The following is a 24,172-nucleotide window of genomic DNA, read 5'->3' on the forward strand; positions in this document are numbered from 1 at the left end:
ATTATGGGATGATTCCAGAGGAGGAGATAAAAAATGCCAAATGCGAATGCCCGCAAAACCGCAATTATCACCGGTTCCAATTCAGGCATCGGACTTGGCATTGCCCACGCGCTTGCGGGTTCTGGGCACAATGTTGTGATCAACTCCTTCACGGACCGTAGCGAAGACCACGATTTGGCAAAAACAATCGCCGCAGAACATGGCGTAAGCGTGATCTATGTCAGCGCCGATATGTCCAAAGCTGATGACTGCCGCGCGCTGATTGAAAAGAGCGTGGAAGCCTTTGGCAGTGCCGATATCCTCGTCAACAATGCCGGTATCCAGCATGTGGCACCGGTCGAAGACTTTCCGACCGAGCAATGGGACCGGATCATCGCGATCAACCTGACCTCAGCATTCCACACGTCAGCGGCTGCAATACCACATATGAAAAAAGCTGGTTGGGGCCGGATCATTAACATCGCATCAGCGCATGGACTTGTTGCCTCGCCATTCAAGTCGGCCTATGTGGCAGCAAAGCATGGCATTGTCGGCTTCACAAAAACGCTGGCACTTGAACTTGCCCTTGCCAGGATCACGGCCAATTCCATCTGCCCCGGCTATGTGCTGACCCCGCTTGTCGAAGCGCAGATACCCGATCAGATGAAAGCTCATAACATGGATCGCGAAACAGTAATCCGCGAAGTCATGCTCGATAAACAGCCGACGAAGGAATTCGTGACCACTGCTCAGATCGGTGCGCTTGCGGCCTTCCTTGCAACGGATGCCGCAGCGCAGATCAATGGTGCCGCCCTCCCGGTCGAGGGCGGCTGGACCGCTGAATGAACATCGAGCGATATTCGCTCGATGTATTTTTTCCACGCATTATCCTACGCAAAACCGCTACGCACTTTTGCTGGAAATGCTTTAATGCGAACTGTCCGCATATTTTGCCAGTCCTGAGAAAGCGAGCACCACAAGCAACAGCACAGGCAATGACAGGAACACGACGCTGAAGCCGCTATGCTTGGCGACAAAGCCGATCAGCGAAGGCGCAACCAGCATACCGGAATAGCCCATGGTGGTGGCAATCGACAGGCCAACACTTGGATTGATGCCCGGCAGGTTGCCGCCAATCGAGAAGGCTATCGGCACCATGTTGGAAATGCCGATACCGCAAATGGCAAAGCCAAAGATCACCGCGTAAGGGTGGCTCGACAGGCCGACAATCACCATGCCGATAATGGCAATCGACGTGCAGAAGCGCAGCGTGTTGATCGCGCCGAAACGGTCGCGGACAATATCGCCTGCAAAGCGCATGATCGCCATGGTCATGGAGAAAGCTGCGAAGCCAAAACCAGCGACCGTCACTGACGCACCCATTTCATCGCGCAGATAATATGCACCCCAATCAAGTATTGCGCCCTCCGGGATCATCGAGAACAATGCGATAATGCCGACCAGCCATGGCAGCGCATTGCGCGGCAGCACCAGCTTCTGCTTCTCGCCGCTTGGATGATGAAATTTGTCCGCAACAATCGAAGGCCATGCAAAAATCAGCAATCCTGCTGCCACAACGGTCGCAATCAGCGCATGAATAGTCGAGCCGACATGAGCGATGAGAAAGCCACCGGTCGCGGCACCAATCAGTCCGCCAAGGCTCCAGAAGGCATGACAGGACGACATTATGGCCCGACGCATGTTCTTCTCAACAGCGACCGCATTGGCGTTCATTGCGACATCCATCGCACCGATCATGCCGCCAAAATAGAACATGACAATCACAGCTGTGACGATATTCGGCACAAGCGCAATAATCAGCAAAGCAGGGATAAGTCCGATTGCAAACAGCTTCACAACGGCACCAGAACCGCGATGTGCGGACAATGCACCGGCCACCGGCATCATCGACAGAGAGCCGACACCGAAGACGAGGATCATCAATCCCATGCCACTGGTATCGAGCCCGAGACGCCCTGCAAATTCGGGAATTTTCGGCGCCCAGCCGCCAAAGATATAACCATTCATCAGAAAGAGCAGCGCCACAGCGATACGCTCCCTGGTTACAATTGGCGCACGGTCATTCAGCGCATCGTTTCGTCCGGCCGTCTGTTCCATCATGTCCTCAGTCACGCCCTTCTACGGCGTGTATAATCGTCATGCCCGATGCCCGATAGGGCGCAAGCACATCTTCATTCGCATCCTGTTCGACAGCCATAACATTGACCGCCTCAATGGGTATGACATCGTGCGCAGCAACTGTGCCGAGCTTGTCACTGGTGATTGCCAGAACCACCTTGCGGCTGCGCCCGGCAATAACCCGCTTGAATTCCGCATCTTCCAGATGAAGCGCTGTGATGCCCGTTTCCGCTGAAAAGCCGCAGACACCAAGCATACAAAGATCAGGCCGCACCAGTTCCGCATCGCGCAAAGCGCGCGCACCAACCGCCGCACTCACGCGACGATCAATAGGGCCGCCGATCATCACGACGTCGATCTTATCTGACTGCAGAACAATAGCAGCAATGGAGGGCGTGTTGGTGACAACGGTGATCACATCACCCCGATCAGCCAAAAGACGCGCAAGCGCCAGATTGGTTGATGAAGAATCCAGAAACACCGTCATGTTCGGCTCGATCAGACCAGCCAGCGCAGCGGCAAGGGTCGTCTTGGCCTCCGGTCTTTCTGTATCGCGCTCTGCGAGCGGCGCGTAAGAAGGCGCGGCCTTCAAAGCACCGCCGTAGACGCGCTTGCAAAGCCCCGCCGCCGCCATCTCGCGGAGGTCACGGCGGATCGTGTCTTCCGAAACCCCGAATGACTCCGCAAGCTCGCTCGCCAATACGCGTCCGGACTGCTCAAGCAGTGCTCGAATGCGCGCCTGTCTTTCGTCCAGTAATAGCTCTGTCATCGCTCGTTCCTGCTAACATGCACAAACATGCATGAATCGGTAAAAACGTGCATAGCAGATTTTTATGACCATGCAAGCAAAAGAAAACGCCGCACCCTTTATAGGGCACGGCGTCAATCATTCTACGATGTGAAAGCTGGATCAGTCGGCGTAAACGACAAGCAAATCCTTCGCGTCGATCTGTTCGCCGGGGCGCACAAGCACTTCGGCAATCGAACCATCGCGTTCAGCACGCAGAGCCGTTTCCATCTTCATGGCTTCGATTGAAAGCAGCACATCGCCTGCCTTCACGTTCTGGCCCTGCGATACAGCAACCGTGGACACAACACCCGGCATCGGCGCGCCGACATGCTTGTCATTGCCCAGTTCCGCTTTACGCTTAACACCACCCGACGCACCCTTGGCGCGGTTTGGCACCTTGACGCGGCGCGGCTGACCATTGAGCTCGAAGAACACGGTGACCATGCCCTTCTCATCAGTCTCAGACATCGCCTGATTGACGATAACGAGTGTCTTGCCGCGTTCAAGATCAACGAAGACTTCTTCTTCCGGCTTCAAGCCATAGAAATAAACCGGCGTTGGCAGGACACTGGTCGGGCCGTAGTTTTCCTGTGCCGCCGCATAGTCGGTGAAGACCTTTGGATACATCAGATAAGAAGCAAATTCCTGATCCGTGATCTCGCGACCAAGCGTGTCCTCAATCGACTTGCGCTCGGCATCAAGATCAGCGGCTGGAAGCAGCGAACCGGGACGAACCGTAAAAGGCTTTTCGTCTTTCAGCACCTTCTTCTGCAACGATGCAGGCCAGCCCGATGGCGGCTGACCGAGATCGCCACGCATCATCGATACAACCGAATCCGGGAAGGCAATATCCTTGTCCGGGTTTTCGACATCGGCAACAGTCAGGTCCTGAGAGACCATCATTAGCGCCATGTCACCCACCACCTTGGAGGACGGCGTGACCTTGACGATATCGCCAAACATGCGGTTCACATCGGCGTAAGCCTGCGCCACTTCATGCCAACGGGTTTCAAGACCCAGCGAACGCGCCTGTTCCTTGAGGTTCGTAAACTGACCGCCCGGCATTTCATGCAAGTACACTTCCGAAGCCGGTCCCTTAAGATCGCTTTCAAAGGCAGCATATTGATTGCGCACCGCTTCCCAATAGAAGGAAATGCGGCGGATCGTTTCCGTATCAAGACCCGGATCGCGTTCCGAACCATGCAGCGCCTCGACAATCGAGCCGAGGCATGGCTGCGATGTGTTGCCGGAGAAGGCATCCATTGCCGCATCGACCGCATCGACACCGGCATCGACCGCAGCAAGCACAGTCGCCGCCGAAATGCCCGACGTATCATGGGTGTGGAAGTGGATCGGCAGATCGGTTTCCTCACGCAGTGCCTTAAATAGCACGCGTGCCGCCGCAGGCTTCAACAGACCCGCCATATCCTTGAGAGCGATAATATGCGCGCCAGCCTTTTCAACCTGCTTGGCCAGATCGACATAATACTTAAGGTCGTATTTGGCGCGATCCGGATTGAGAATATCGCCGGTATAGCAGATAGCCGCTTCACAAAGCTTGTTCTCTTCCAGCACCGCATCCATCGATACGCGCATGTTCTCAACCCAGTTGAGGCTGTCGAACACGCGGAACAGGTCCATGCCGCCCCGCGCTGCTTCACGCACGAAATACTTCACCACATTGTCCGGATAGGACTTGTAGCCAACGCCGTTCGCACCACGCAGCAGCATTTGCAGCAGGATGTTTGGCGCGCCTTCGCGCACCATTGCCAGACGTTCCCACGGATCTTCCGTCAAAAAGCGCATCGACACATCAAAGGTCGCACCGCCCCAGCATTCAAGCGAGAAGAGGTTCGGCAGCGCCTGCGCATAGGCATTGGCCACACGCGCAATATCATAGGTACGCACGCGGGTTGCCAGCAATGACTGGTGGCCATCACGCATGGTCGTATCGGTCAACAGAACGCGCTTCTCATTGCGCATCCACTCGGCAAACTTCTGCGGTCCAAGCTTGTCCAGCAACTGTTTGGTGCCATCGACCACCGGACGATCACCAAACCACGGCACAATTGGCTTCGCCGCATCTTGCGATGGCTCAGCACGGCCCTTGGTTTCCGGATGACCATTGACGGTAACATCAGCCACATAGGTCAGAAGCTTGGTCGCACGATCCTGACGCTTCATATGCGTGAAAAGCTCAGGCGTCGTATCGATGAAGCGCGTCGTGTAATCATTCGACTGGAATCGCGGATGATTGATGATCGCTTCAACGAAGGTGAGGTTTGTCGCGACACCGCGAATACGGAATTCGCGCAGAGCACGGTCCATACGGCGGATGGCTTCAATCGGCGTCGAGCCCGACGCCGTAACTTTCACCAGCAGTGGATCATAATAGCGCGTGATGACCGCGCCCGAATAGGCAGTGCCACCATCGAGACGAATGCCAAAACCCGAAGCCGAGCGATAGGCCTGAATGCGTCCATAATCCGGAACGAAATTCTGCTCAGGGTCTTCGGTGGTGATACGGCACTGCAACGCATGACCGTTGAGGCGAATATTCTTTTGTTCCGGCACACCGGATTCAGGCGTACCAATGGCATAGCCTTCCAGAATATGAATCTGCGCCTTGACGATATCGATACCCGTCACTTCTTCCGTGACAGTATGCTCGACCTGAATGCGCGGGTTCACTTCGATAAAGTAAAACGCGCCGGTATCAGCATCCATCAGGAATTCGACCGTACCCGCACCGATATAATCGGTGGCATGGGCGATCTTCAGGCCATAACTTGCCAGTTCCTGACGCTGTGCATCATTGAGGTAAGGCGCAGGCGCGCGTTCAACGACTTTCTGGTTACGGCGCTGGATCGAGCAATCGCGCTCATAAAGATGAACCGCATTGCCATGCGTATCACCCAGAATCTGCACTTCAACGTGACGCGCACGCTCGACAAGCTTTTCGAGATAGACTTCATCCTTGCCGAAAGCTGCCTTGGCCTCGCGCTTGGCTTCCGTCACTTCTCGGTCAAGGTCTTCCTCAGCGCGAATGGCACGCATACCGCGACCGCCGCCACCCCAAGATGCTTTCAGCATCAACGGATAGCCGATTTTGGCTGCGAGCTTCTTCACTTCCGCTATATCGTCAGGCAGCGGATCGGTTGCAGGCACAACCGGAACGCCAATCTCAATTGCGAGATTACGCGCGGCAACCTTGTTACCGAGGCGGCGCATGGTTTCTGGCTTTGGGCCGATGAAGATGATGCCGTTCTCAGCACAGGCATCGGCAAATTCGGGGCTTTCCGACAAAAGGCCATAACCCGGATGGATCGCATCGGCACCCGAAAGCTTGGCAACGCGGATGACTTCATCAATCGAAAGATAGCTTTCGATCGGACCGAGATCACGTCCGAGATGCGGTCCGCGACCGACCTGATAGCTTTCGTCTGCTTTAAAGCGATGCAGTGAGAGTTTATCTTCCTCTGCCCATATGGCCACCGTTTTTATGCCAAGCTCATTGGCTGCGCGGAACACGCGGATAGCGATTTCGGAACGGTTGGCGACCAGAATTTTACGGATGGACAAGGCAGAACTCCCACACTGCAATGATCGGTATGGCTTTGATTAGCCTGCAATCTAAGCAAGCGCAAACAAACTGTGCAACTGCGATACAAAAACAAAATGCCCGACCAAAAGTCGGGCATCCTGCCAAAATTTGAAGCAAATTTTGCTAATATATGAGGCAATCTGCACAGCATTACTGGCTAAATAGCACATTCAGCCAATTGAACATTGTTCAGAGCTCACTTTGAAAAGTGAGTCTGCCTCTTTCAGTCTTATTTCTTCTGGAAGTAGTTATATTTTCCATCGTCGCCCTTGCGCCATTCGAACATGACATAAGGTGAAAGGCTTGGATCACCTTTTGCATCATAAGAGACGTCACCGAGCACCGTCTTGAACGGACCCTTGGCCTTCATGGCTTCAGCAACCGACTGCGGATCGTTGTTTCCGGCAGCATTGGCTGCATCAACCAGCGACTGCACACCTGCATAAGCGTAGAAGGTATAGGCTTCCGGCTCAAAACCCTTGTCGCGGAACGCCTTGATCAGATCAGCATTGGCTGCATCATCGCGCGGGTCCGGGCCAAACGTATTCAGAACACCCGCAACCGCATCGCCAGCAATCGAAGCCAGCTCGTTGGAAACAATGCCGTCACCGGAGATGAACTGTGCCTTCAGACCCTGATCGGCCATCTGACGAATGATAAGGCCTGCTTCCGGATGCATCCCGCCCCAATAGACGGCAGTAATGCCTGCAGCCTTCATCTTGGAAATCAGCGCTGAGAAATCCTTATCGCCCTGATTAACGCCTTCATACAGCGTCTCTTCCTTGCCATTGGCATTGAGCGACTTCTTGGTTTCATCTGCAAGACCCTGACCGTAAGGGGTCTTGTCGTGCAAGATCGCGACTTTGCCGTCCTTGTAGGTATCGGCAATGTATTTGCCCGCAACGATGCCCTGCTGATCATCACGACGGCAGGTACGGAAGGTGTTCCACAATTCGCGTTCAGTGAAGGTTGGGTTAGTCGTGCCCGGCGCAATCATCAGCACGCCATTTTCAGCGTAAATATCGGAGGTTGGAATGCTGACGCCCGAATTGAAATGGCCGATCACGAATTGAACGCCGTCACCAACGAACTTGTTGGCAACCGAAATCCCCTGACGTGGATCGGCAGCATCATCGCCATAAACGATCGTGATCTGCTCGCCGTTCATGCCGCCCTTGGCATTGGCTTCTGCAACAGCCGCTTCAACGCCGCGCTTGATCTGGTCGCCATAAGCCGCCTGACCACCGGTCAATGGTGCGCCAACGCCCAGCAGCACATCAGCAAACGACGCTCCGCCCATCGCAACCAAAGCGGAAAGGCACACACCACAGAATAAGGATTTTTTCATTTCAATTACTCCCATTGAACCACAATCTCCGGACTGAATTCCGGAGCCGCCAATTCCACTGGAAGAGAGTTTTTCATACCCCGTGCGAGAGACAGGCCTGATGCTATGAATTGACAATCCACGCACCCAACGCTTCCCGACACCCTCGCCCCTCCTCCAGGGAACGAATTGCCAACCGTGCTTTACGCCAAACAATGTCGTTGCATTAGGTAAAATGGCTTTAATCAGTATTGTCCATCCTCATTAATATCTAAATTTGATGCTTTTTCCGCATGATGTCATGAATTTAAAGTTTTCGTAAAATAAAAATGCCCGGCATATAGCCGGGCACTTTTCTTAGAGACGTAATAATACAGACAGAGACTTACTGCTGAATGTAATTATATTTCCCGTCTGCACCCTTTTCCCACTTATACATTACGTAACCTGGGAGTTTCGGGTCGCCCTTGGCATCATAGGAAAGATCACCAAGCACAGTTGGGAACGGACCTTTTTCCTTCAACGCCTTAGCAATTTCCTGTGGGTCGTTGCTGCCAGCTGCCTTTGCAGCACCTGCCAGAGACTGAACAGCCGCATAGGAGTAGAGCGTGTAGGCTTCTGGTTCAAAGCCTGCATCGCGGAACTTCTTGACGAGATCAGCATTGGCTGGGTTGTTGCGTGGATCTGGGCCGAATGTGTTCAGCGTGCCTTCAACAGCCGGACCTGCAATCGAAGCCAGCTCGTTGGAAACGATACCGTCACCCGAAATGAACTGCGCCTTCAGACCCTGATCAGCCATCTGACGGATGATGAGACCGGCTTCCGGATGCAGACCACCCCAATAAACGACGGTGACGCCTGCCTGCTTCATCTTGGCGATGAGCGCAGAGAAGTCCTTCTCACCGACGTTCACGCCTTCATAAAGAGCTTCCTTGGCGCCGAGCTCGTTGAGCTTCTTCTTGGTTTCATCGGCAAGACCCTGACCATAAGGGGTCTTATCGTGGATCACAGCAATCTTCGCGTCCTTGAAGTTGTCGAAGATATACTGACCGGCAACGATGCCCTGCTGATCGTCACGGCCGCAGGTACGGAACGTGTTCCACAGTTCGCGCTCGGTATAGACCGGGTTGGTCGCTGCTGGCGAAATTTCGAGAATACCGTTTTCGGCATAGACTTCAGACGCCGGGATCGAAACACCGGAGTTGAAGTGGCCGATCACGTATTTCACGCCATCAGCGGCAAACTTATTTGCAACCGAAATACCCTGCTTTGGATCCGACACGTCGTCACCGAGCGTAATCGAGATCTTTTCGCCGTTGATGCCACCAGCATCATTGATTTCCTTGATGGCTGCTTCCGCACCCTTCTGGATCTGCGCGCCATACACAGCGTTTGGACCAGTCAGCGGTGCGCCGATGCCCAAAAGTACATCTGCCCAAGCCGAGCCACTGAAAGCCATCACTGCTGCAAGAGCAACGCCTGAGAAAAGCGATTTCTTCATTACTTGAACTCCCGATTATAGTTACCCCGAACGATGTTTTTGCATCGCTTTATTATCTTGCTGATTTGCCAGCAATATCTACGCTGAACCTGTTTTTCAGCGTGATCTTTTTAAAGAAGCTCCGCCGCCAGAGCGTTTTGAGTTTTCTATTTTATCAGAGCAAATGCTCTGAATTATTGTTTTTAAGCCGTCCCCCAAAACCGGTTCCCACTTCTGGGGGACATGCTCTCACGGCGAAGCTTCGAATTATTTTGCCTTCCAGCTAAGTGGTGAAGCTTTTTCATAGAGCCAGTTATACTGGCGCACCATTTGTTTGGTGCGCGTATAGCGATAGCCGATCGTACCGATGACCATCAGCACGATCACATCAACCAGATAGTAGTGCAGCGAAAGCAGCGTGCCCTCAAACAGCGCATAGTGGATAAACCGCACGGCTGCGCCCAAAGGGATAAGATAGAGCAAAAGCTGCGGATAGGTCCGCCATGTCTGTGCGCAGGCACGGCCTGTCATCCAGGCAGCCCAGCCACCCAGAAGGCAGGTGATGAGAAAAAACAGCCAGAATGACGGTTCTTCGTAGAGAATTCCCTGCATGATTTTTCTCCTTAATGCCTTCCGCCTTCGAGATAGGCGGCACGCACTTCCGGGTCAGCCAGCAGTTCGCGGCCAGCGCCGCTCATTGTGATTGATCCATTGACCATAACATAGCCGCGATCAGCAAGCTTCAGCGCACCGAAAGCATTCTGCTCGACGAGAAACACTGTGAGACCCTGCGTGCGGTTGAGTTCCTTGATCGCTTCGAAGATCTGCTTGACGATCAGAGGAGCAAGACCCAATGACGGCTCGTCAAGAAGCAGAAGCTTCGGACGGGCCATCAGCGCGCGCGCAATCGCCAGCATCTGCTGTTCACCACCCGAAAGTGTGCCGCCGCGCTGATTGATACGCTCCTTCAGACGCGGGAAGAGTTCGAACATCAGCGCAACATCTTCCTCGAAATATTGCTGATGATCGAGGCTCGCACCCATCTGCAGGTTTTCGAGCACTGTCATGCGCGGGAAAATGCGGCGACCTTCCGGCGATTGTGCAATTCGCAGCTTCGCAATCTCATGCGGCGGCATTGACGTAATGTCCTTGCCGCCGAAAAGAATGCGGCCTGTACGAGCGCGCGGCGAACCGAAGATGGTCATCATGAGTGTGGACTTGCCAGCACCGTTGGCGCCAATCAACGCTACGATTTCACCCTCGTTGACTGTCAAGTCGATGCCCTTGAGTGCGCGGATGTTGCCGTAATAGGTCTCGACCTTTTCGACGGCCAGAAGCGGTTGCTTTGTTTGCATAGTGTCAGCCGTCATTATTCAGCTCCCTTCTTGGGCTTTGCCGGAGCTTTGGCGCTCTTCGTGCCTTTAGGGGCTCTGGCTGCCTTTGCGGGAGCAGTCTTATGGCTCGTAGGGACATCACCGGCTTCAACACGGGTTGAAAACTCGGTTGCCTGACCCGAAGCAAGTTGTGCTGCCTGCCCCACCCAGTCTTCGCGGGCAATGCGACCGTCGAATTCCAGATAGGTTTCAGCCTGAACGATGTCAGCTTCAGTCCAGGCGGCAATCTGATCAAAATGATAGATGCCGTGCTCGTTGAGCTTCTTCTCGTTGACTTCACCGATGCCCTTGATGAGCGTCAGATTATCAGGCTTGCCATCACGCGCTGCAGCCAATCCGCCTGCAAAACGAACGGCCTCTTCAGCCTTTTCTTCCTCGATTGCCTCTACAGCAAGCTGAGTTGCGATAAAGTCTGCAGGATCACCAGTGCCTGGCTTGTCCGCTTCTTCGATCAACTCTGCGATCTCATCGTCATCAACGCCGAGATAGGCGGCGATAACGCGCGGATCGTTGCGCACTGCTTCCGGTGAGCCGTCAGAGATCTTTGTGCCATATTCAAGCACGATCACATGGTCGGAAATTTCCATAACCACTGACATATCGTGTTCGATCAACAGGATCGACGTGCCGGTTTCCTTGCGAATATCGAGCAGCAGCTTGTTGAGCTCTGCCGATTCACGAGGGTTAAGACCCGCGGCCGGCTCATCGAGGCAGAGAATTTCTGGCTCAGTGCACATGGCGCGCGCAATTTCCAGACGGCGTTGATCGCCATAAGGCAGATCGCCAGCCGGGTCGTCCGCACGATCAATGAGATTGATCTTCTCAAGCCAGTAGCGCGCTTTTTCGACCGCTGCCTTAGCGGCTTTCTTATAGCCCGGCAGACCCAGAAGACCGAGGATCGTGTAACCTGACGAACGCATCAGCACGTTGTGCTGTGCGACAAGCAGGTTTTCCAGCACGGTCAGACCCGAGAACAGACGAATGTTCTGGAACGTACGTGCAACGCGGGCATCCTGCGTAATCTTGAAATCGGGCAGGCGTTCCAAAAGGAACTTTTCGCCCGTATTCCGGTTCATGGTCAGCATACCGCCGGTTGGCTTGTAGAAGCCGGTGATGCAGTTGAAGACCGTCGTCTTGCCCGCACCGTTAGGTCCGATGATGGCTGTGATGTCGCCGCGCTTCACATCGAAGCTCAGATCATTGATCGCAACGAGACCACCAAAGCGCATCGACAGATGCTCAACTGTAAGAATGGTATCTTTCGAACCATTGCCAGCCATAATTTTTGTCTCCGCCATCAGCCGTGCCCTTCCTTGGTAAAGGCACCCGACACCAACTTCTTCTGATTGAGGAACGCGCTCGGTTCTCGGCTTCCGACAAATCCGCGCGGTTTCCAGACCATGACGACCACCATGGCAAGACCGAAGATCAGCATACGGTAGAGTTCAGGTGTGAAGTTGGCACCGAAAATAGCTTTCAGGAAGCCCATTTCACGCAGGATTTCCGTGCCACCGATCATAGCGATTGCAGCAATCGCAATACCGACGAGCGACCCCATACCGCCAAGAACGACGATGGCGAGAATGACTGCGGATTCAAGGAACACGAAGGATTCCGGGCTGACGAAACCTTGACGGGCAGCGAAGAAGGAACCCGCAAAACCACCGAACATCGCACCCGTCGCAAAGGCGGTGAGCTTGGTTGTGGTAGTATTGATGCCGAGTGAACGGCAGGCGATTTCATCTTCGCGCAGCGCTTCCCATGCGCGACCCACAGGCATACGGCGCAAACGGATCGTAACGAGAGCCGTAATCAGCGCGAGTATGAGGATCACATAATAGAGGAAGAACTTGTAGTGAGCAGCCGAGAATGTCAGGCCGAAATAGGCGGCAAAACCGTCTTTGCTGGCATTGAACGGCAGACCGAAGAAGGTTGCCTTCGCGATACCGGAGATACCGAACGTACCCTTGGTAAGATCCGTCCAGTTTATAAGGACAAGTCGGATGATTTCACCAAAAGCCAGCGTCACGATGGCGAGATAGTCACCACGCAGACGCAAGACCGGGAAGCCGAGGATAACACCCCAGGTCGCAGCGAGAATGCCTGCAATCGGCAGCAGCATCCAGAAAGACAGACCGAAATAAGCCGAAAGAAGCGCGTAGGAATATGCACCCACAGCATAGAAAGCGACATAGCCGAGATCGAGAAGGCCAGCGAGGCCAACCACGATATTAAGGCCCCAGGCCAGCATCACATAGATGAGGATCTGGACGCCGAAATTGTCGACCCACTTCAACGATCCCTGCCAGCCAAGCATGGTAACGATCAGGACCGGGTAGACGAAAAGAAACACCACACCAATTTTTGAGAAATGAGCGCGGAAGAAAGACGGCGCTTCAGCAGTCACCACAGGGCGGCTTGCTTTTGCGAATTTGCGGGCCTCAAGCGTGGGCTGCAGGAACGCGATAAAGGCAAAGCGACCAAAAGCCGCCAAAGCCACCAGGATTGCCAGCGCCCCCCAGCGCTGCTGCAACACCAGCTCGTTATTGATGTTCTGATCGGTCTTGAAACCAACGATCAGAATGAAAAGTCCCAAAGCCACAAGACCGGCAATGAACCCTTCACGAATGGCCCGGGCAAAAAGGGAATCCGGGCGTGAACCTGTTTGTACGGCCATGATTACACCTTTTCGACTTCAGGACGGCCAAGAATGCCGGACGGCATGAAGATGAGCACGATGGCAAGGATCGAGAACGCGGCAACATCCTTGTAATCGATCGAGAAATAAGCCGACCACAATGCTTCAATGAGACCGATGAGCAAGCCACCGACCACTGCACCCGGCAGCGAGCCAATCCCACCCAGAACAGCCGCGGTAAACGCCTTGACGCCAGGAATGAACCCGTCAGCAAAGGAAATAACGCCGTAGAAGGAGAGGTAAAGCGTACCGGCAACGGCCGCCAACATGGCACCCATCACGAAGGTCAGCGAAATAACGCGGTCGACATTGATGCCAAGAAGCGCGGCCATCTTGCGGTCCTGCTCACAGGCACGCTGCGCACGACCAAGCGATGTTCGATTGACGATATACCAGAATATCGTCAGCAGCACCGCCGTCACCACGATGACCACGATCTGCTTGAGCGAGATCGTCACGTTGGTTCCGAAGATATTGTAGGAGCCAGTCAGGAGCTGAGGCACCGGCTTGTTGCGCGGACCCTGCGTAACCTGAACGAAGTTCGACAATGCAATCGACATACCGATCGCTGTGATCAGCGGCGCGAGACGGAACGATCCACGCAGCGGCCGATAAGCAGCCCGCTCAATCGTCCAGCTCCAGAGCCCCGTCAGAAGCATTGCAACAACCATCATCAGCAGAAGCATGAGCGCAATTGGCAGCGCTCCGATGAATGTTGTGATGATTAGAAAAACAATCAGCGCCATAAAGGCGCCGAGCATAAAGACATCGCCATGTGCAAAGTTGATCATGCCGATAATGCCGTAGACCATCGTATAGCCGATGGCGATCAGGCCATAGATCGATCCGAGCGCGAGCCCGTTGATCACCTGCTGGAAGAAATATTCCATCGAGAAGCCACCCATTTAACTCTACCCGGTATTATTGCCGCATCATTATTTCGTGCGACTTCTGTTTATTCCCGGATAATTACACCTAACGGCTGTATAAAGGAATGCAAGCCCCTTTTGTCTCAGACAAAAGACTAATGACTTCATTCCTCCACAAACTAGTTATGTCCCCTAAAAAGGGCCCTGTATATATACTTTTCTCCTAATTCGGGCCCGTTATTCCATAATTTCCCCAACGCGTCACAGACAAAAAATAGGGAGCGTCTCCCTATTTTTGCCTACCGTACCCGTTTTACGCAACAGTGAATCCGTGTGCAAACGGATCACGGTCATCAATGAAGATCGTATTGTAGCCCGTCATACGTGCCCAACCGGCAATTGAAGGGATAATTCCGGTGCCGCCAGCGACCTCCACGGCGCGTTCAACACGGCCATGAAACAGCGAACCAATGATGGATTCATGTACGAAATCATCACCCGGTTTCAGCTTTCCTTTGGCCGCAAGCTGCGCCATACGGGCAGAAGTGCCGGTTCCACAAGGCGAACGGTCGATTGCCTTGTCGCCATAGAAAACGGCATTGCGCGCATGAGCTTCAGGATGTGTTGGCTCGCCGGTCCAGAGAATATGCGTCAGACGATTAATGTCTGGAAGGTCTGGATGCTGGAATTTATATTTCTCATTCAGGCGCTGACGAAGCACCGGACTCCAGGCAATTAGCTGCAGCGCGGAATAATCTTTCATGTCGCTGTAATTTTCTTGCGGCTCTACGATTGCGTAGAAGTTTCCGCCATATGCAACATCGACTTTAATTGGCCCGAGATCAGGGCATTCCACTTCCAATCCTTCGGCATAAAGGAAGGCTGGAACGTTGGTCAGCCGCACGCGGTCGACATATTGACCATTCTGCTCATATTCGATTGCCACCAGACCGGCAGGCGTATCGAGGTTGAGCTTTCCGGGTGTCTTTGGCGTTACAAGCCCTTGCTCGATAGCCATTGTCACAGTGCCGATTGTGCCATGACCGCACATTGGCAGACAGCCGGATGTTTCAATAAACAAAACAGCTACATCGCAATCCGGACGTGTCGGTGGATAAAGAATGGAGCCGGACATCATGTCATGACCACGCGGTTCGAACATAAGACCCGTGCGGATCCAGTCATACTCGCGCAAGAAATGTGCGCGCTTTTCCATCATGTTCGAACCTTCAAGGTTCGGGCCACCGCCAGCAACCAGACGCACTGGATTGCCGCAGGTATGTCCGTCGACGCAGAAAAATGAATGTCTTGCCATGATGGTCAGTTCCGAAAACGTTGTGGCTTGAAAGGTTCGATATCGACAGCCGGCGCAGAACCCATGATCAGGTCACAGATAATCCTGCCTGTCGCCGCTGATTGTGTGAGGCCAAGATGACCATGGCCGAAGCCGTAATAAATATTTCCGCCTGCAGAGGCACGACCGATAACTGGCATAGAGTCTGGCATAGACGGTCGATACCCCATCCATTGCCGCCCACCCTCAGTCTTCAATCCCGGCAGGAACATGGAGGCCTTTTTCAGCATTGCAGCTGAACGGGCATAATTGGGCGGCAACTGAAGGCCACCAAACTCCACCGCACCACCTACACGCAAGCCAGTCGCCATCGGCGTGATTACAAAACCATGGCCTGGGAAAGTCAGCTGGCGCTTAACATCAAAACTGCCAACCGGAAGCGTCGTGTTATAGCCACGCTCCGTATCGAGCGGCACTGCATCGCCAAATCCTTGCGCGAGATTCTTGGACCAGGCTCCGGCCATCAGCACCAGATGCGCAGCCCTTATCTCGGTGCCTTCCTCCAGATGAACCGTCGCACCGCCATGTTGGCTGGCGGCATGTTTCACTTTCGCATGAAGGAAACGTGCGCCTTTGCTTTCAGCATATGCCCAGATAGCCTGACCGAAGAGCTTCGGATCACTGACATTCTTCCAGCCCGGAACAAACGTGCCAGCCACAAAACGAGGATCAAGCCCCGGCTGCAGTTCCTTCAAGCGGGTTCCACGCACATGCTCATAAGCGATACCGGCCTTTGCCTTTGCATCCCAGCCGGGTTGCGACGCAGCAAGTTCGGCTTCACTTTCATAAAGCTCCAGATTGCCATCTTCCTGCAAACGGTCGAGTAAACCCGCTCTATCGATCAGCCCCAGCATCTCGCGTTGCGCAAGCTGCATCATATTGCCCTGGGCAACCGTGGTCTTCTCGAGAGCTTCCGCGCTGCTTGCACGCCAGAAGCGATAAAGCCAGGGGATCATCTTTGGAAAGTAAGAGGGGCGGATCGTGAAAGGCCCGAGCGGGTCCATAAGCCAGCCCGGAACCTTGCCCATAACACCTTTGGAGGCCATCGGCAGTATGTCGGAGAAGGCGAGTGCCGCCGCATTCCCTGAACTCGTTTCTTCGCAAATCCCGCTTCGATCAATCACAAGAACTTCGCGCCCTGATTCGGCAAGAAGTGCTGCCGTAGCCACGCCGACAATGCCGCCACCAATAATGACGATGTCGCGCTGCCTACTGGGATCAAATTTCATTTATGCGCGGCTCCCGACCGGTCTTGTATATTCGCCTTAGCTTATAAGGCTGACGTAAGTTCACGCCAGCTGCACCGGTTTTGTCCATCCATTTTTTGGAATGACACCATGCAAAAAGCCCGTTATCGATGATATTCGCACAACGCCTGCATTGTTATTATTTTTTAACGGCGCACCGCCCATCATTGATATATCAGAGATATATCTGTAGGGTCAAAAGATGTCAATCGCATACTATGAGGCTTCAATCTGCATGGAACATGCAAGGGTCGACGAGAAAGTTGCAAAAGGCAGCGCAGCGCTGACAGATAGCTGGGGCAGTGAAAGCCTTGCCGAGCAAGCTTATCGTTTGCTGGAGCGCTCGATCGTAACGCTTGAACTGGAACCTGGCTCCATCGTCAATGAGCGAACATTGATTGAACTGACAGGAATGGGCCGCACGCCAATCCGCGAAGCCATACAACGGCTCGCCTGGGAAGGGCTTGTCGAAGTCCGCCCGCGTTCCGGCATCGCCATCACGCAGATCGATCCCAAGGATTTCTCAAAAGTGCTCGATGCCCGGGAAGGTGTCGAGCGTGTTTTGGCGCGTGATGCCGCACGCTTCGGCACTCCGCGCGACTACGAACGCTTACAAGCGGCAGCCGACGCAATGCGCGAGGCTATTCCGTCGGAAGATGTTTCGCTGTTTTTAGATGCGGATAAGGCCTTCGACATCGTGCTCGGCTCAGCTGCCAGTAATCCCTATGCCACACGTCTTGCGGCACCGCTGCAGACCCACAGCCGTCGATTCTGGTTCAGACTACGCCCATCAACCGGCATCACCGGTTCTGCCAATGCCCATGCTACGCTGATCGAAGCAATCATTTCCCGCGAACCAGACCGGGCGAGCGACACAGCTAGCGAGCTGATGTCCTATCTGCGAACGCTGGCACCATAAGCCTATAGTTCTCAGGCAGCGCCCAAGGCGTTTCGCGCATGGGCCACTGCGTCCATGTCCACTGTTGTGGTTGATCTTGTATCGAAAATAAGACCATCATCCGTACCGATATCATTTACGGCTCTCGCATAAAAATGCCGGGAGCCGTGACTCATATCGAGTGTCTGAACTGAAGCGATAGAAAGAATGGCCAAAAGGCCCAAAACTGCCTGCGACGAATAACGCATCTCCAACGCTCCGCCTTGAAATTTGACGGATGAAATTAAGCGCTAGCTGATGTTCGAAAGATGGCAAAGTTCAGCTGTAGAGGTGGCAGTGATTCACAAAACTGAGAGCGACAACTGCGTTAATGCGCTTTGTTCATCGAGTCGGACATTTTGCGCATAACTTTTAGAGCCACAGTTAGCTCTTCGTCGCTAACACCTTCAAGCAGATCAGCACGCACATCGCCAGCAAGCTTCACCACCTGCTCTGCCAGAGACTTGCCTTCTTCAGTCATCACAATACGTTTGGCACGACGATCGCCTTCGACCGCCTGACGTTCGACAAAAGACTGACGTTCCAGACCGTCGATCAGGCGAACCATGGTCGCGTTCTCGATCTCGAGCACTTCCGCTAGTTCTTTCTGATAAAGGCCTTCCTGCTCAATCAATGTGAGAAGGGTGCGCGCACGCGCCAGCGTCAGGCCGCGTTCTTTAACCCGAGCATCAAATAGTGTCCGCAGTCTACGATTGACCTTCGCCATGGCATCGATCATTTCCGCGCTGAGATCTGCTCTGCTCATAATGAAAGCCTTATATTAGTGACCTAACAATTAACTAATGAGATAAATGGCCAGCACACGGTTTTCAAGCGATCATACCAAACTCACGCAAGCGTGATGGTATAAGCACGGTCAGTCGCCCAGTTGACCGATAATTTCCCGCTCACAGTAGAGTTCAAAAAAGAAAAGCGGGCCGAAGCCCGCTTTCTTATACATTCGCTTGGGGTAGCCGAAGCCTAACCTTTTCAGGCCGGAAGGACCGTACCCTGCAGCGTCATCAGCTGATGCAGGAAAATCTCTGCCTTCGTGCGATGTTCGTTCGTCGAAGCATCTTCGAGATGCTTGCGAGCAATTTCGATGCGCTTCTGAATATCAGCGGGATCGACGTCATCAACATGCGTGGCGGATTCCGCGAGAATGGTGCAGCCCTGCGGGGTAATGTCGGCAAAGCCGCCAAAAACCACATAGGCGTCAGACTTGCCGTCGCCCAGCTTCACCGAAACGACACCCGGCATGATCGTCGTCATCAGCGGCGAATGACCTGCGAGAGCCGTCAGGTAGCCTTCACTGCCCGGAATGACGACTTCCGTCACCTGTGCGGAAAGCAGGAGGCGTTCTGGCGACACGAGTTCGAATTGGAAAGCTTGAGCCATGGTTCTCACTTAAATTTCTAGAGCTTGATCCCGAATGCAAACCGGCTTTCGGAAAAGATCATACTCAAACAAATGAACAGGCATTTTCGGCGGGCTTGAGAGCCCGCCGAAAACTCAATTCATTAAGCGGCTTCAGCAGCCAGCTTCTTCGCCTTTTCGATCGCTTCTTCAATCGAGCCAACCATGTAGAAGGCTGGTTCTGGAAGATGATCGTATTCACCTGCGCAAAGACCCTTGAAGCCCTTGATGGTGTCGGCGAGGTCAACCAGCTTGCCTGGCGAACCGGTGAACACTTCAGCAACGAAGAACGGCTGCGACAGGAAGCGTTCGATCTTACGAGCGCGCGCAACGGTCAGCTTATCTTCTTCCGACAGTTCGTCCATGCCGAGGATGGCGATGATGTCCTGAAGCGACTTATAGCGCTGCAGGATCGACTGAACCTGACGGGCAACATTGTAGTGTTCTTCACCCACGATCATTGGATCGAGCATACGCGAAGTGGATTCCAGAGGATCCACAGCAGGGTAAATACCCTTTTCAGCGATCGAACGGTTCAGCGTGGTGGTCGCGTCCAAGTGAGCGAACGACGTTGCCGGTGCAGGGTCGGTCAAATCGTCGGCAGGAACGTAAATTGCCTGAACCGAAGTAATCGAACCCTTGGTCGTCGTGGTGATGCGTTCCTGCATCGCGCCCATGTCGGTTGCCAGCGTTGGCTGATAACCCACAGCGGAAGGAATACGGCCCAGAAGTGCCGAAAGTTCCGAACCAGCCTGCGTGAAGCGGAAGATGTTGTCCACGAAGAACAGAACGTCCTGGCCCTTGTCACGGAAGTTTTCAGCAACCGTCAGACCCGACAGAGCAACGCGAGCGCGCGCACCCGGAGGCTCGTTCATCTGACCGTAAACAAGTGCGGCCTTCGAGCCTTCACCGCCACCGAGCTTGTTAACGCCCGATTCGATCATTTCGTGGTAAAGGTCGTTACCTTCACGGGTACGTTCACCAACGCCTGCGAATACGGAGTAACCACCGTGCGCCTTAGCAACGTTGTTGATCAGTTCCATGATGAGAACGGTCTTGCCAACGCCTGCACCGCCGAACAGACCAATCTTACCACCCTTTGCGTAAGGAGCGAGAAGGTCAACAACCTTGATGCCCGTTACGAGGATTTCAGCTTCGGTCGACTGTTCGATGTACTCAGGAGCTTCCTGGTGAATCGCGCGACGTGCAGTGGTCTTGATCGGACCTGCTTCGTCAACTGGCTCACCAATAACGTTCATGATACGGCCAAGCGTTTCTTCGCCAACCGGAACCATGATCGGGTTGCCCGTGTCGCGTACTTCGTGACCACGGACGAGACCTTCGGTCGAGTCCATAGCAATCGTGCGAACGGTGTTTTCGCCCAGGTGCTGTGCAACTTCAAGAACCAGACGGTTGCCGAGGTTGTCGGTTTCCAGAGCGTTGAGGATCAGCGGGAGCTGACCGTCTTCGAACTGTACGTCGACAACAGCGCCGATGACCTGAGTGATCTTGCCTACTGCACCGGTCGTTGCTGCCTTAGGAGCTGCGTCAGCCTTAGCGGCGGCCGCCTTAGCTGGAGCAGTCTTGGCTGGAGCCTTCTTGGCTGGAGCCTTGGCCGCAGCTGGCTTCGCTTCGGCCGCGGCGGTAGTTTTCGGGGTCGCTGCTTTTGCCATCGATCCTTTTACCTTCCGATTAGAGCGCTTCCGCGCCCGAAATGATTTCGATCAGTTCCTTGGTGATCTGAGCCTGACGCTGACGGTTATACGTGATCGACAACTTGTTGATCATGTCACCGGCGTTACGCGTCGCATTGTCCATTGCGCTCATCTTCGCGCCCATTTCGCCCGCCACATTTTCCAGCAGAGCGCGGAAAATCTGGACCGAAATATTGCGCGGGATCAGCGTGCTCAGGATCGCCGCAGGATCAGGTTCGTACTCATAAATCGCATCGCCTGCAGTATCCGCCTGCTCAGCATTTCCAGCCGAAGCCGGAATGATCTGCTGTGCGGTCGGAATCTGCGCGATCACCGACTTGAACTCGGAATAGAACAGTGTGCAGACATCAAAAGCGCCCTGTTCAAACAGCTCAATGATCTTGTGGCCGATCTGGTCGGCATGCACAAAAGCAAGCTGTTTGACTTCACGCAGATTGACATGGTCAATGATCAACGAAGCAAATTCACGACGCAGAATGTCTGCACCTTTTTTACCGATCGTCAGAATCTTGACTGTCTTGCCTTCAGCGAGGAGCTTGCGGGCATGATCACGCGCATAACGCGCAATCTGCGAGTTGAAACCGCCGCAAAGGCCACGTTCTGCAGTAGCGACGACGAGCAGATGCACGTCGTCCTTACCTGTACCAGCCATCAAAGCCGGTGCATCTTCACCGCTCACGTTCTGCGCGATGTTAGCGAGAACGGCGCCCATGCGCTGCGAATAAGGCCGTGCAGCCTCCGCAGCTTCCTGGGCACGGCGCAGCTTCGCCGCGGCGACCATCTGCATCGCCTTGGTGATTTTCTGCGTCGCCTTGACCGAGGCGATACGGTTTCTCAGATCCTTTAGTGAAGGCATCCGTTCATCCCGTCACAAAGTTCAAGCAAAAGACTTGGCGAACGCGTCGACCGCTGCCTTGAGCTTTGCTTTGATGTTGTCGGTGAGTGCCTTTTCGTCGCGGATCGCGTCGAGAACATCCTTGTGCTCGGTGCGCAGCGAAGAAAGAAGACCTGCTTCGAACTTGCCAACCTGGTTGACGGCGATCTTATCGAGATAGCCATTCACGCCAGCGTAAATCACGGCAACCTGTTCTTCCGTCTTAAGCGGCGAGAACTGTGGCTGCTTGAGAAGTTCGGTCAGACGTGCACCGCGGTTAAGCAGACGCTGAGTCGAAGCATCAAGATCCGAACCGAACTGAGCAAATGCTGCCATTTCACGATACTGGGCGAGTTCACCCTTAATCGAACCGGCAACCTGCTTCATGGCCTTGATCTGAGCGGACGAACCAACGCGGGAAACCGACAGGCCGACGTTAACAGCCGGACGGATACCCTGATAGAACAGGTTGGTTTCGAGGAAGATCTGGCCGTCGGTGATCGAGATCACGTTGGTCGGAATAAACGCGGAAACGTCGTTGCCCTGCGTTTCGATGACTGGCAGAGCCGTCAGCGAACCAGCGCCGTTTTCGTCGTTAAGCTTTGCAGCGCGCTCAAGAAGACGTGAGTGCAGATAGAATACGTCGCCTGGGTAAGCTTCACGGCCCGGAGGACGACGAAGCAGAAGCGACATCTGACGATAAGCAACAGCCTGCTTGGAAAGATCGTCATAGCCGATCAGAGCGTGCTGGCCATTGTCACGGAAATATTCGCCGATAGCGCAGCCTGCAAATGGTGCAAGATACTGCATCGGAGCCGGATCGGAAGCGGTAGCCGCGATCACGACGGAATATTCGAGAGCGCCGCGTTCTTCGAGAACCTTAACGAACTGAGCAACAGTCGAGCGCTTCTGGCCGATAGCAACGTAAACGCAATAAAGCTTTTCGCTGTCTGGGCCGTTGTCGTGGATTGGCTTCTGGTTAAGGAAAGTATCGAGAATGATAGCGGTCTTGCCGGTCTGACGGTCACCGATGACCAGCTCGCGCTGACCACGACCAACAGGGATCAGAGCGTCAACAGCCTTGAGGCCGGTCGACATTGGCTCATGAACCGACTTACGCGGAATGATGCCCGGTGCCTTGACGTCGACGCGGCGACGCTCAGTAGCAACGATTGGGCCCTTGCCGTCGATTGGATTGCCGAGAGCATCGACAACGCGGCCGAGCAGGCCTGGACCGACTGGAACGTCAACGATCGCGCCGGTACGCTTGACGACGTCGCCTTCCTTGATGTCACGGTCGGCACCGAAAATAACCACACCGACATTGTCGGTTTCAAGGTTAAGCGCCATGCCGCGAATACCACCAGGGAATTCGACCATTTCGCCAGCCTGAACATTGTCCAGACCGTAAACGCGGGCGATACCGTCGCCGACGGACAGAACCTGACCGACTTCGGAGACCTCAGCCTCCTTGCCGAAGTTCTTGATTTGCTCTTTCAGGATAGCGGAAATTTCCGCGGCGCGGATGTCCATCAGCCGACCTCTTTCAGTGCAAGCTTGAGAGAAGAAAGTTTAGTGCGAAGGGACGTGTCGATCTGACGCGAACCCATTTTGACGACAAGCCCGCCGAGGATCGAAGGATCTACGGTGACATTGATCGTCACGTCCTTGCCGGCCACGCTTTTCAGCGTTGCCTTCAATTCGTTCTGCTGAGCGCTCGTCAGCTCATGCGCAGAAATAACATCTGCGGAAACTTCGCCGCGATGTTCAGCTGCAATCTCACGGAAAGCGGCGATGATGCCCGGCAGCGCAAACAGGCGACGATTAGACGCCACGACGCGCAGGAAATTGCCGACCAGACCTTTGATGCCAGCCTTGTCAGCAATCGCGCCAATGGCGTGAAGCTGGTCTTCAGCATTGAAGACCGGGCTGGAAATCAGACGCTTCAGGTCTTCGCTTCCGCTCAGAAGCGCCTCGAAACGGCCAAGATCTTTTTCCACAGCAGCAACGGATTTTGCATCGAGCGCGAGCTCAAACAACGATCCGGCGTAACGCTGTGCGACACCTGAAATGAGCGAAGACGTTTCTGCCACGAACAACCTGCTCTCTACGTTGAAACCATCTTTTTGGGAGTTCAGCAGGACCAAAAGGCCCAAGCAGATGATTTTATTGAATGTTTCCGGGGAACCCCTGACGCGCGAGCGCGACAACACCGAAATGTGATTGCCGTCTAGCATAGACGAACCGGACTCGCAACACGCGAATCCCGCACTTTTGTGTAAGTTTTGCCGCAATTTTAGGTTAGAAAACTACTAACCAAGCCCACTAATGAAGCAGGATGCTTTTTAG

The 24,172-nt window shown here is 54.1% G+C and carries 21 protein-coding genes; 2 read left to right on the plus strand and 19 right to left on the minus strand.

Annotated features, from left to right (window positions below; translation table 11 throughout):
• Positions 1-33: 33 nt before the first annotated feature.
• The gene (locus KMS41_09445; GenBank protein ID QWK77310.1) at positions 34-825 is read left to right on the plus strand and encodes a 3-hydroxybutyrate dehydrogenase; all 792 of its coding nucleotides are present in this window, start codon (positions 34-36) and stop codon (positions 823-825) included.
• Positions 826-906: 81 nt separating this feature from the next.
• On the opposite strand, the gene KMS41_09450 is transcribed toward KMS41_09445, so the two are convergent.
• The 12 genes from KMS41_09450 to KMS41_09505 all read right to left on the minus strand — a co-directional run bounded on the left by KMS41_09450 (position 907) and on the right by KMS41_09505 (position 16,863).
• Positions 907-2,097: an MFS transporter gene (locus tag KMS41_09450; protein QWK78833.1), complete on the minus strand. Its 1,191-nt coding sequence runs from the start codon at positions 2,095-2,097 to the stop codon at positions 907-909.
• A 7-nt stretch (positions 2,098-2,104) separates the two neighbouring features.
• Complete coding sequence (locus tag KMS41_09455; GenBank protein ID QWK77311.1) at positions 2,105-2,887, minus strand: DeoR/GlpR family DNA-binding transcription regulator; 783 nt, start codon at positions 2,885-2,887, stop codon at positions 2,105-2,107.
• A 141-nt stretch (positions 2,888-3,028) separates the two neighbouring features.
• Complete coding sequence (gene pyc, locus KMS41_09460) at positions 3,029-6,490, minus strand: pyruvate carboxylase (GenBank protein QWK77312.1); 3,462 nt, start codon at positions 6,488-6,490, stop codon at positions 3,029-3,031.
• Between the two features lie 251 nt (positions 6,491-6,741).
• Positions 6,742-7,860: a branched-chain amino acid ABC transporter substrate-binding protein gene (locus KMS41_09465; protein ID QWK77313.1), complete on the minus strand. Its 1,119-nt coding sequence runs from the start codon at positions 7,858-7,860 to the stop codon at positions 6,742-6,744.
• Between the two features lie 364 nt (positions 7,861-8,224).
• Entirely contained in the window at positions 8,225-9,340 is a 1,116-nt protein-coding gene (locus KMS41_09470) for a branched-chain amino acid ABC transporter substrate-binding protein (GenBank protein QWK77314.1), read from the minus strand.
• A gap of 246 nt (positions 9,341-9,586) precedes the next feature.
• Complete coding sequence (locus KMS41_09475; GenBank protein QWK77315.1) at positions 9,587-9,931, minus strand: hypothetical protein; 345 nt, start codon at positions 9,929-9,931, stop codon at positions 9,587-9,589.
• 11 nt (positions 9,932-9,942) lie between these two features.
• Positions 9,943-10,689, minus strand: coding sequence for an ABC transporter ATP-binding protein (locus KMS41_09480; protein ID QWK77316.1), 747 nt, complete (start codon positions 10,687-10,689; stop codon positions 9,943-9,945).
• Positions 10,689-11,993, minus strand: coding sequence for an ATP-binding cassette domain-containing protein (locus KMS41_09485; protein ID QWK78834.1), 1,305 nt, complete (start codon positions 11,991-11,993; stop codon positions 10,689-10,691). Before KMS41_09485 ends, KMS41_09480 begins: the two co-directional genes overlap by 1 nt.
• Before the next feature lie 17 nt (positions 11,994-12,010).
• Positions 12,011-13,390, minus strand: coding sequence for a high-affinity branched-chain amino acid ABC transporter permease LivM (gene livM, locus KMS41_09490; protein QWK77317.1), 1,380 nt, complete (start codon positions 13,388-13,390; stop codon positions 12,011-12,013).
• 2 nt (positions 13,391-13,392) lie between these two features.
• Entirely contained in the window at positions 13,393-14,301 is a 909-nt protein-coding gene (locus KMS41_09495; GenBank protein ID QWK78835.1) for a branched-chain amino acid ABC transporter permease, read from the minus strand.
• Positions 14,302-14,593: 292 nt separating this feature from the next.
• Positions 14,594-15,595 (minus strand): 4-hydroxyproline epimerase, encoded by a 1,002-nt coding sequence (locus KMS41_09500; GenBank protein ID QWK77318.1) that lies wholly within the window; start codon positions 15,593-15,595, stop codon positions 14,594-14,596.
• A gap of 5 nt (positions 15,596-15,600) precedes the next feature.
• The gene (locus KMS41_09505) at positions 15,601-16,863 is read right to left on the minus strand and encodes an FAD-binding oxidoreductase (GenBank protein QWK77319.1); all 1,263 of its coding nucleotides are present in this window, start codon (positions 16,861-16,863) and stop codon (positions 15,601-15,603) included.
• Positions 16,864-17,116: 253 nt separating this feature from the next.
• Between KMS41_09505 and KMS41_09510 the strand changes: the two genes are divergently transcribed.
• Positions 17,117-17,800, plus strand: coding sequence for a GntR family transcriptional regulator (locus KMS41_09510; protein ID QWK78836.1), 684 nt, complete (start codon positions 17,117-17,119; stop codon positions 17,798-17,800).
• 11 nt (positions 17,801-17,811) lie between these two features.
• Here KMS41_09510 and KMS41_09515 read toward each other — a convergent pair whose 3' ends face one another.
• The 7 genes from KMS41_09515 to KMS41_09545 form a co-directional block, all read right to left on the minus strand.
• Positions 17,812-18,027 carry a hypothetical protein gene (locus tag KMS41_09515; protein ID QWK77320.1) on the minus strand — a complete coding sequence of 72 codons (216 nt, stop codon included), beginning with the start codon at positions 18,025-18,027 and terminating at the stop codon, positions 17,812-17,814.
• A gap of 119 nt (positions 18,028-18,146) precedes the next feature.
• Positions 18,147-18,584 (minus strand): MarR family transcriptional regulator, encoded by a 438-nt coding sequence (locus KMS41_09520; GenBank protein ID QWK77321.1) that lies wholly within the window; start codon positions 18,582-18,584, stop codon positions 18,147-18,149.
• A gap of 224 nt (positions 18,585-18,808) precedes the next feature.
• A complete protein-coding gene (locus KMS41_09525) occupies positions 18,809-19,216 on the minus strand; it encodes a F0F1 ATP synthase subunit epsilon (GenBank protein QWK77322.1) in 408 nt (135 codons plus the stop codon).
• A gap of 122 nt (positions 19,217-19,338) precedes the next feature.
• Positions 19,339-20,907 carry a F0F1 ATP synthase subunit beta gene (gene atpD, locus KMS41_09530; protein QWK77323.1) on the minus strand — a complete coding sequence of 523 codons (1,569 nt, stop codon included), beginning with the start codon at positions 20,905-20,907 and terminating at the stop codon, positions 19,339-19,341.
• A gap of 19 nt (positions 20,908-20,926) precedes the next feature.
• Positions 20,927-21,805: a F0F1 ATP synthase subunit gamma gene (locus tag KMS41_09535; GenBank protein QWK77324.1), complete on the minus strand. Its 879-nt coding sequence runs from the start codon at positions 21,803-21,805 to the stop codon at positions 20,927-20,929.
• Positions 21,806-21,826: 21 nt separating this feature from the next.
• Positions 21,827-23,356, minus strand: a complete 1,530-nt coding sequence (gene atpA / locus KMS41_09540; protein QWK77325.1) for a F0F1 ATP synthase subunit alpha — start codon at positions 23,354-23,356, stop codon at positions 21,827-21,829.
• Positions 23,356-23,916 carry a F0F1 ATP synthase subunit delta gene (locus tag KMS41_09545; protein QWK77326.1) on the minus strand — a complete coding sequence of 187 codons (561 nt, stop codon included), beginning with the start codon at positions 23,914-23,916 and terminating at the stop codon, positions 23,356-23,358. Before KMS41_09545 ends, atpA begins: the two co-directional genes overlap by 1 nt.
• Between the last annotated feature and the right edge of the window lie 256 nt (positions 23,917-24,172).

Source organism: Ochrobactrum sp. BTU1 (genome assembly GCA_018798825.1).
Taxonomy (GTDB): domain Bacteria; phylum Pseudomonadota; class Alphaproteobacteria; order Rhizobiales; family Rhizobiaceae; genus Brucella.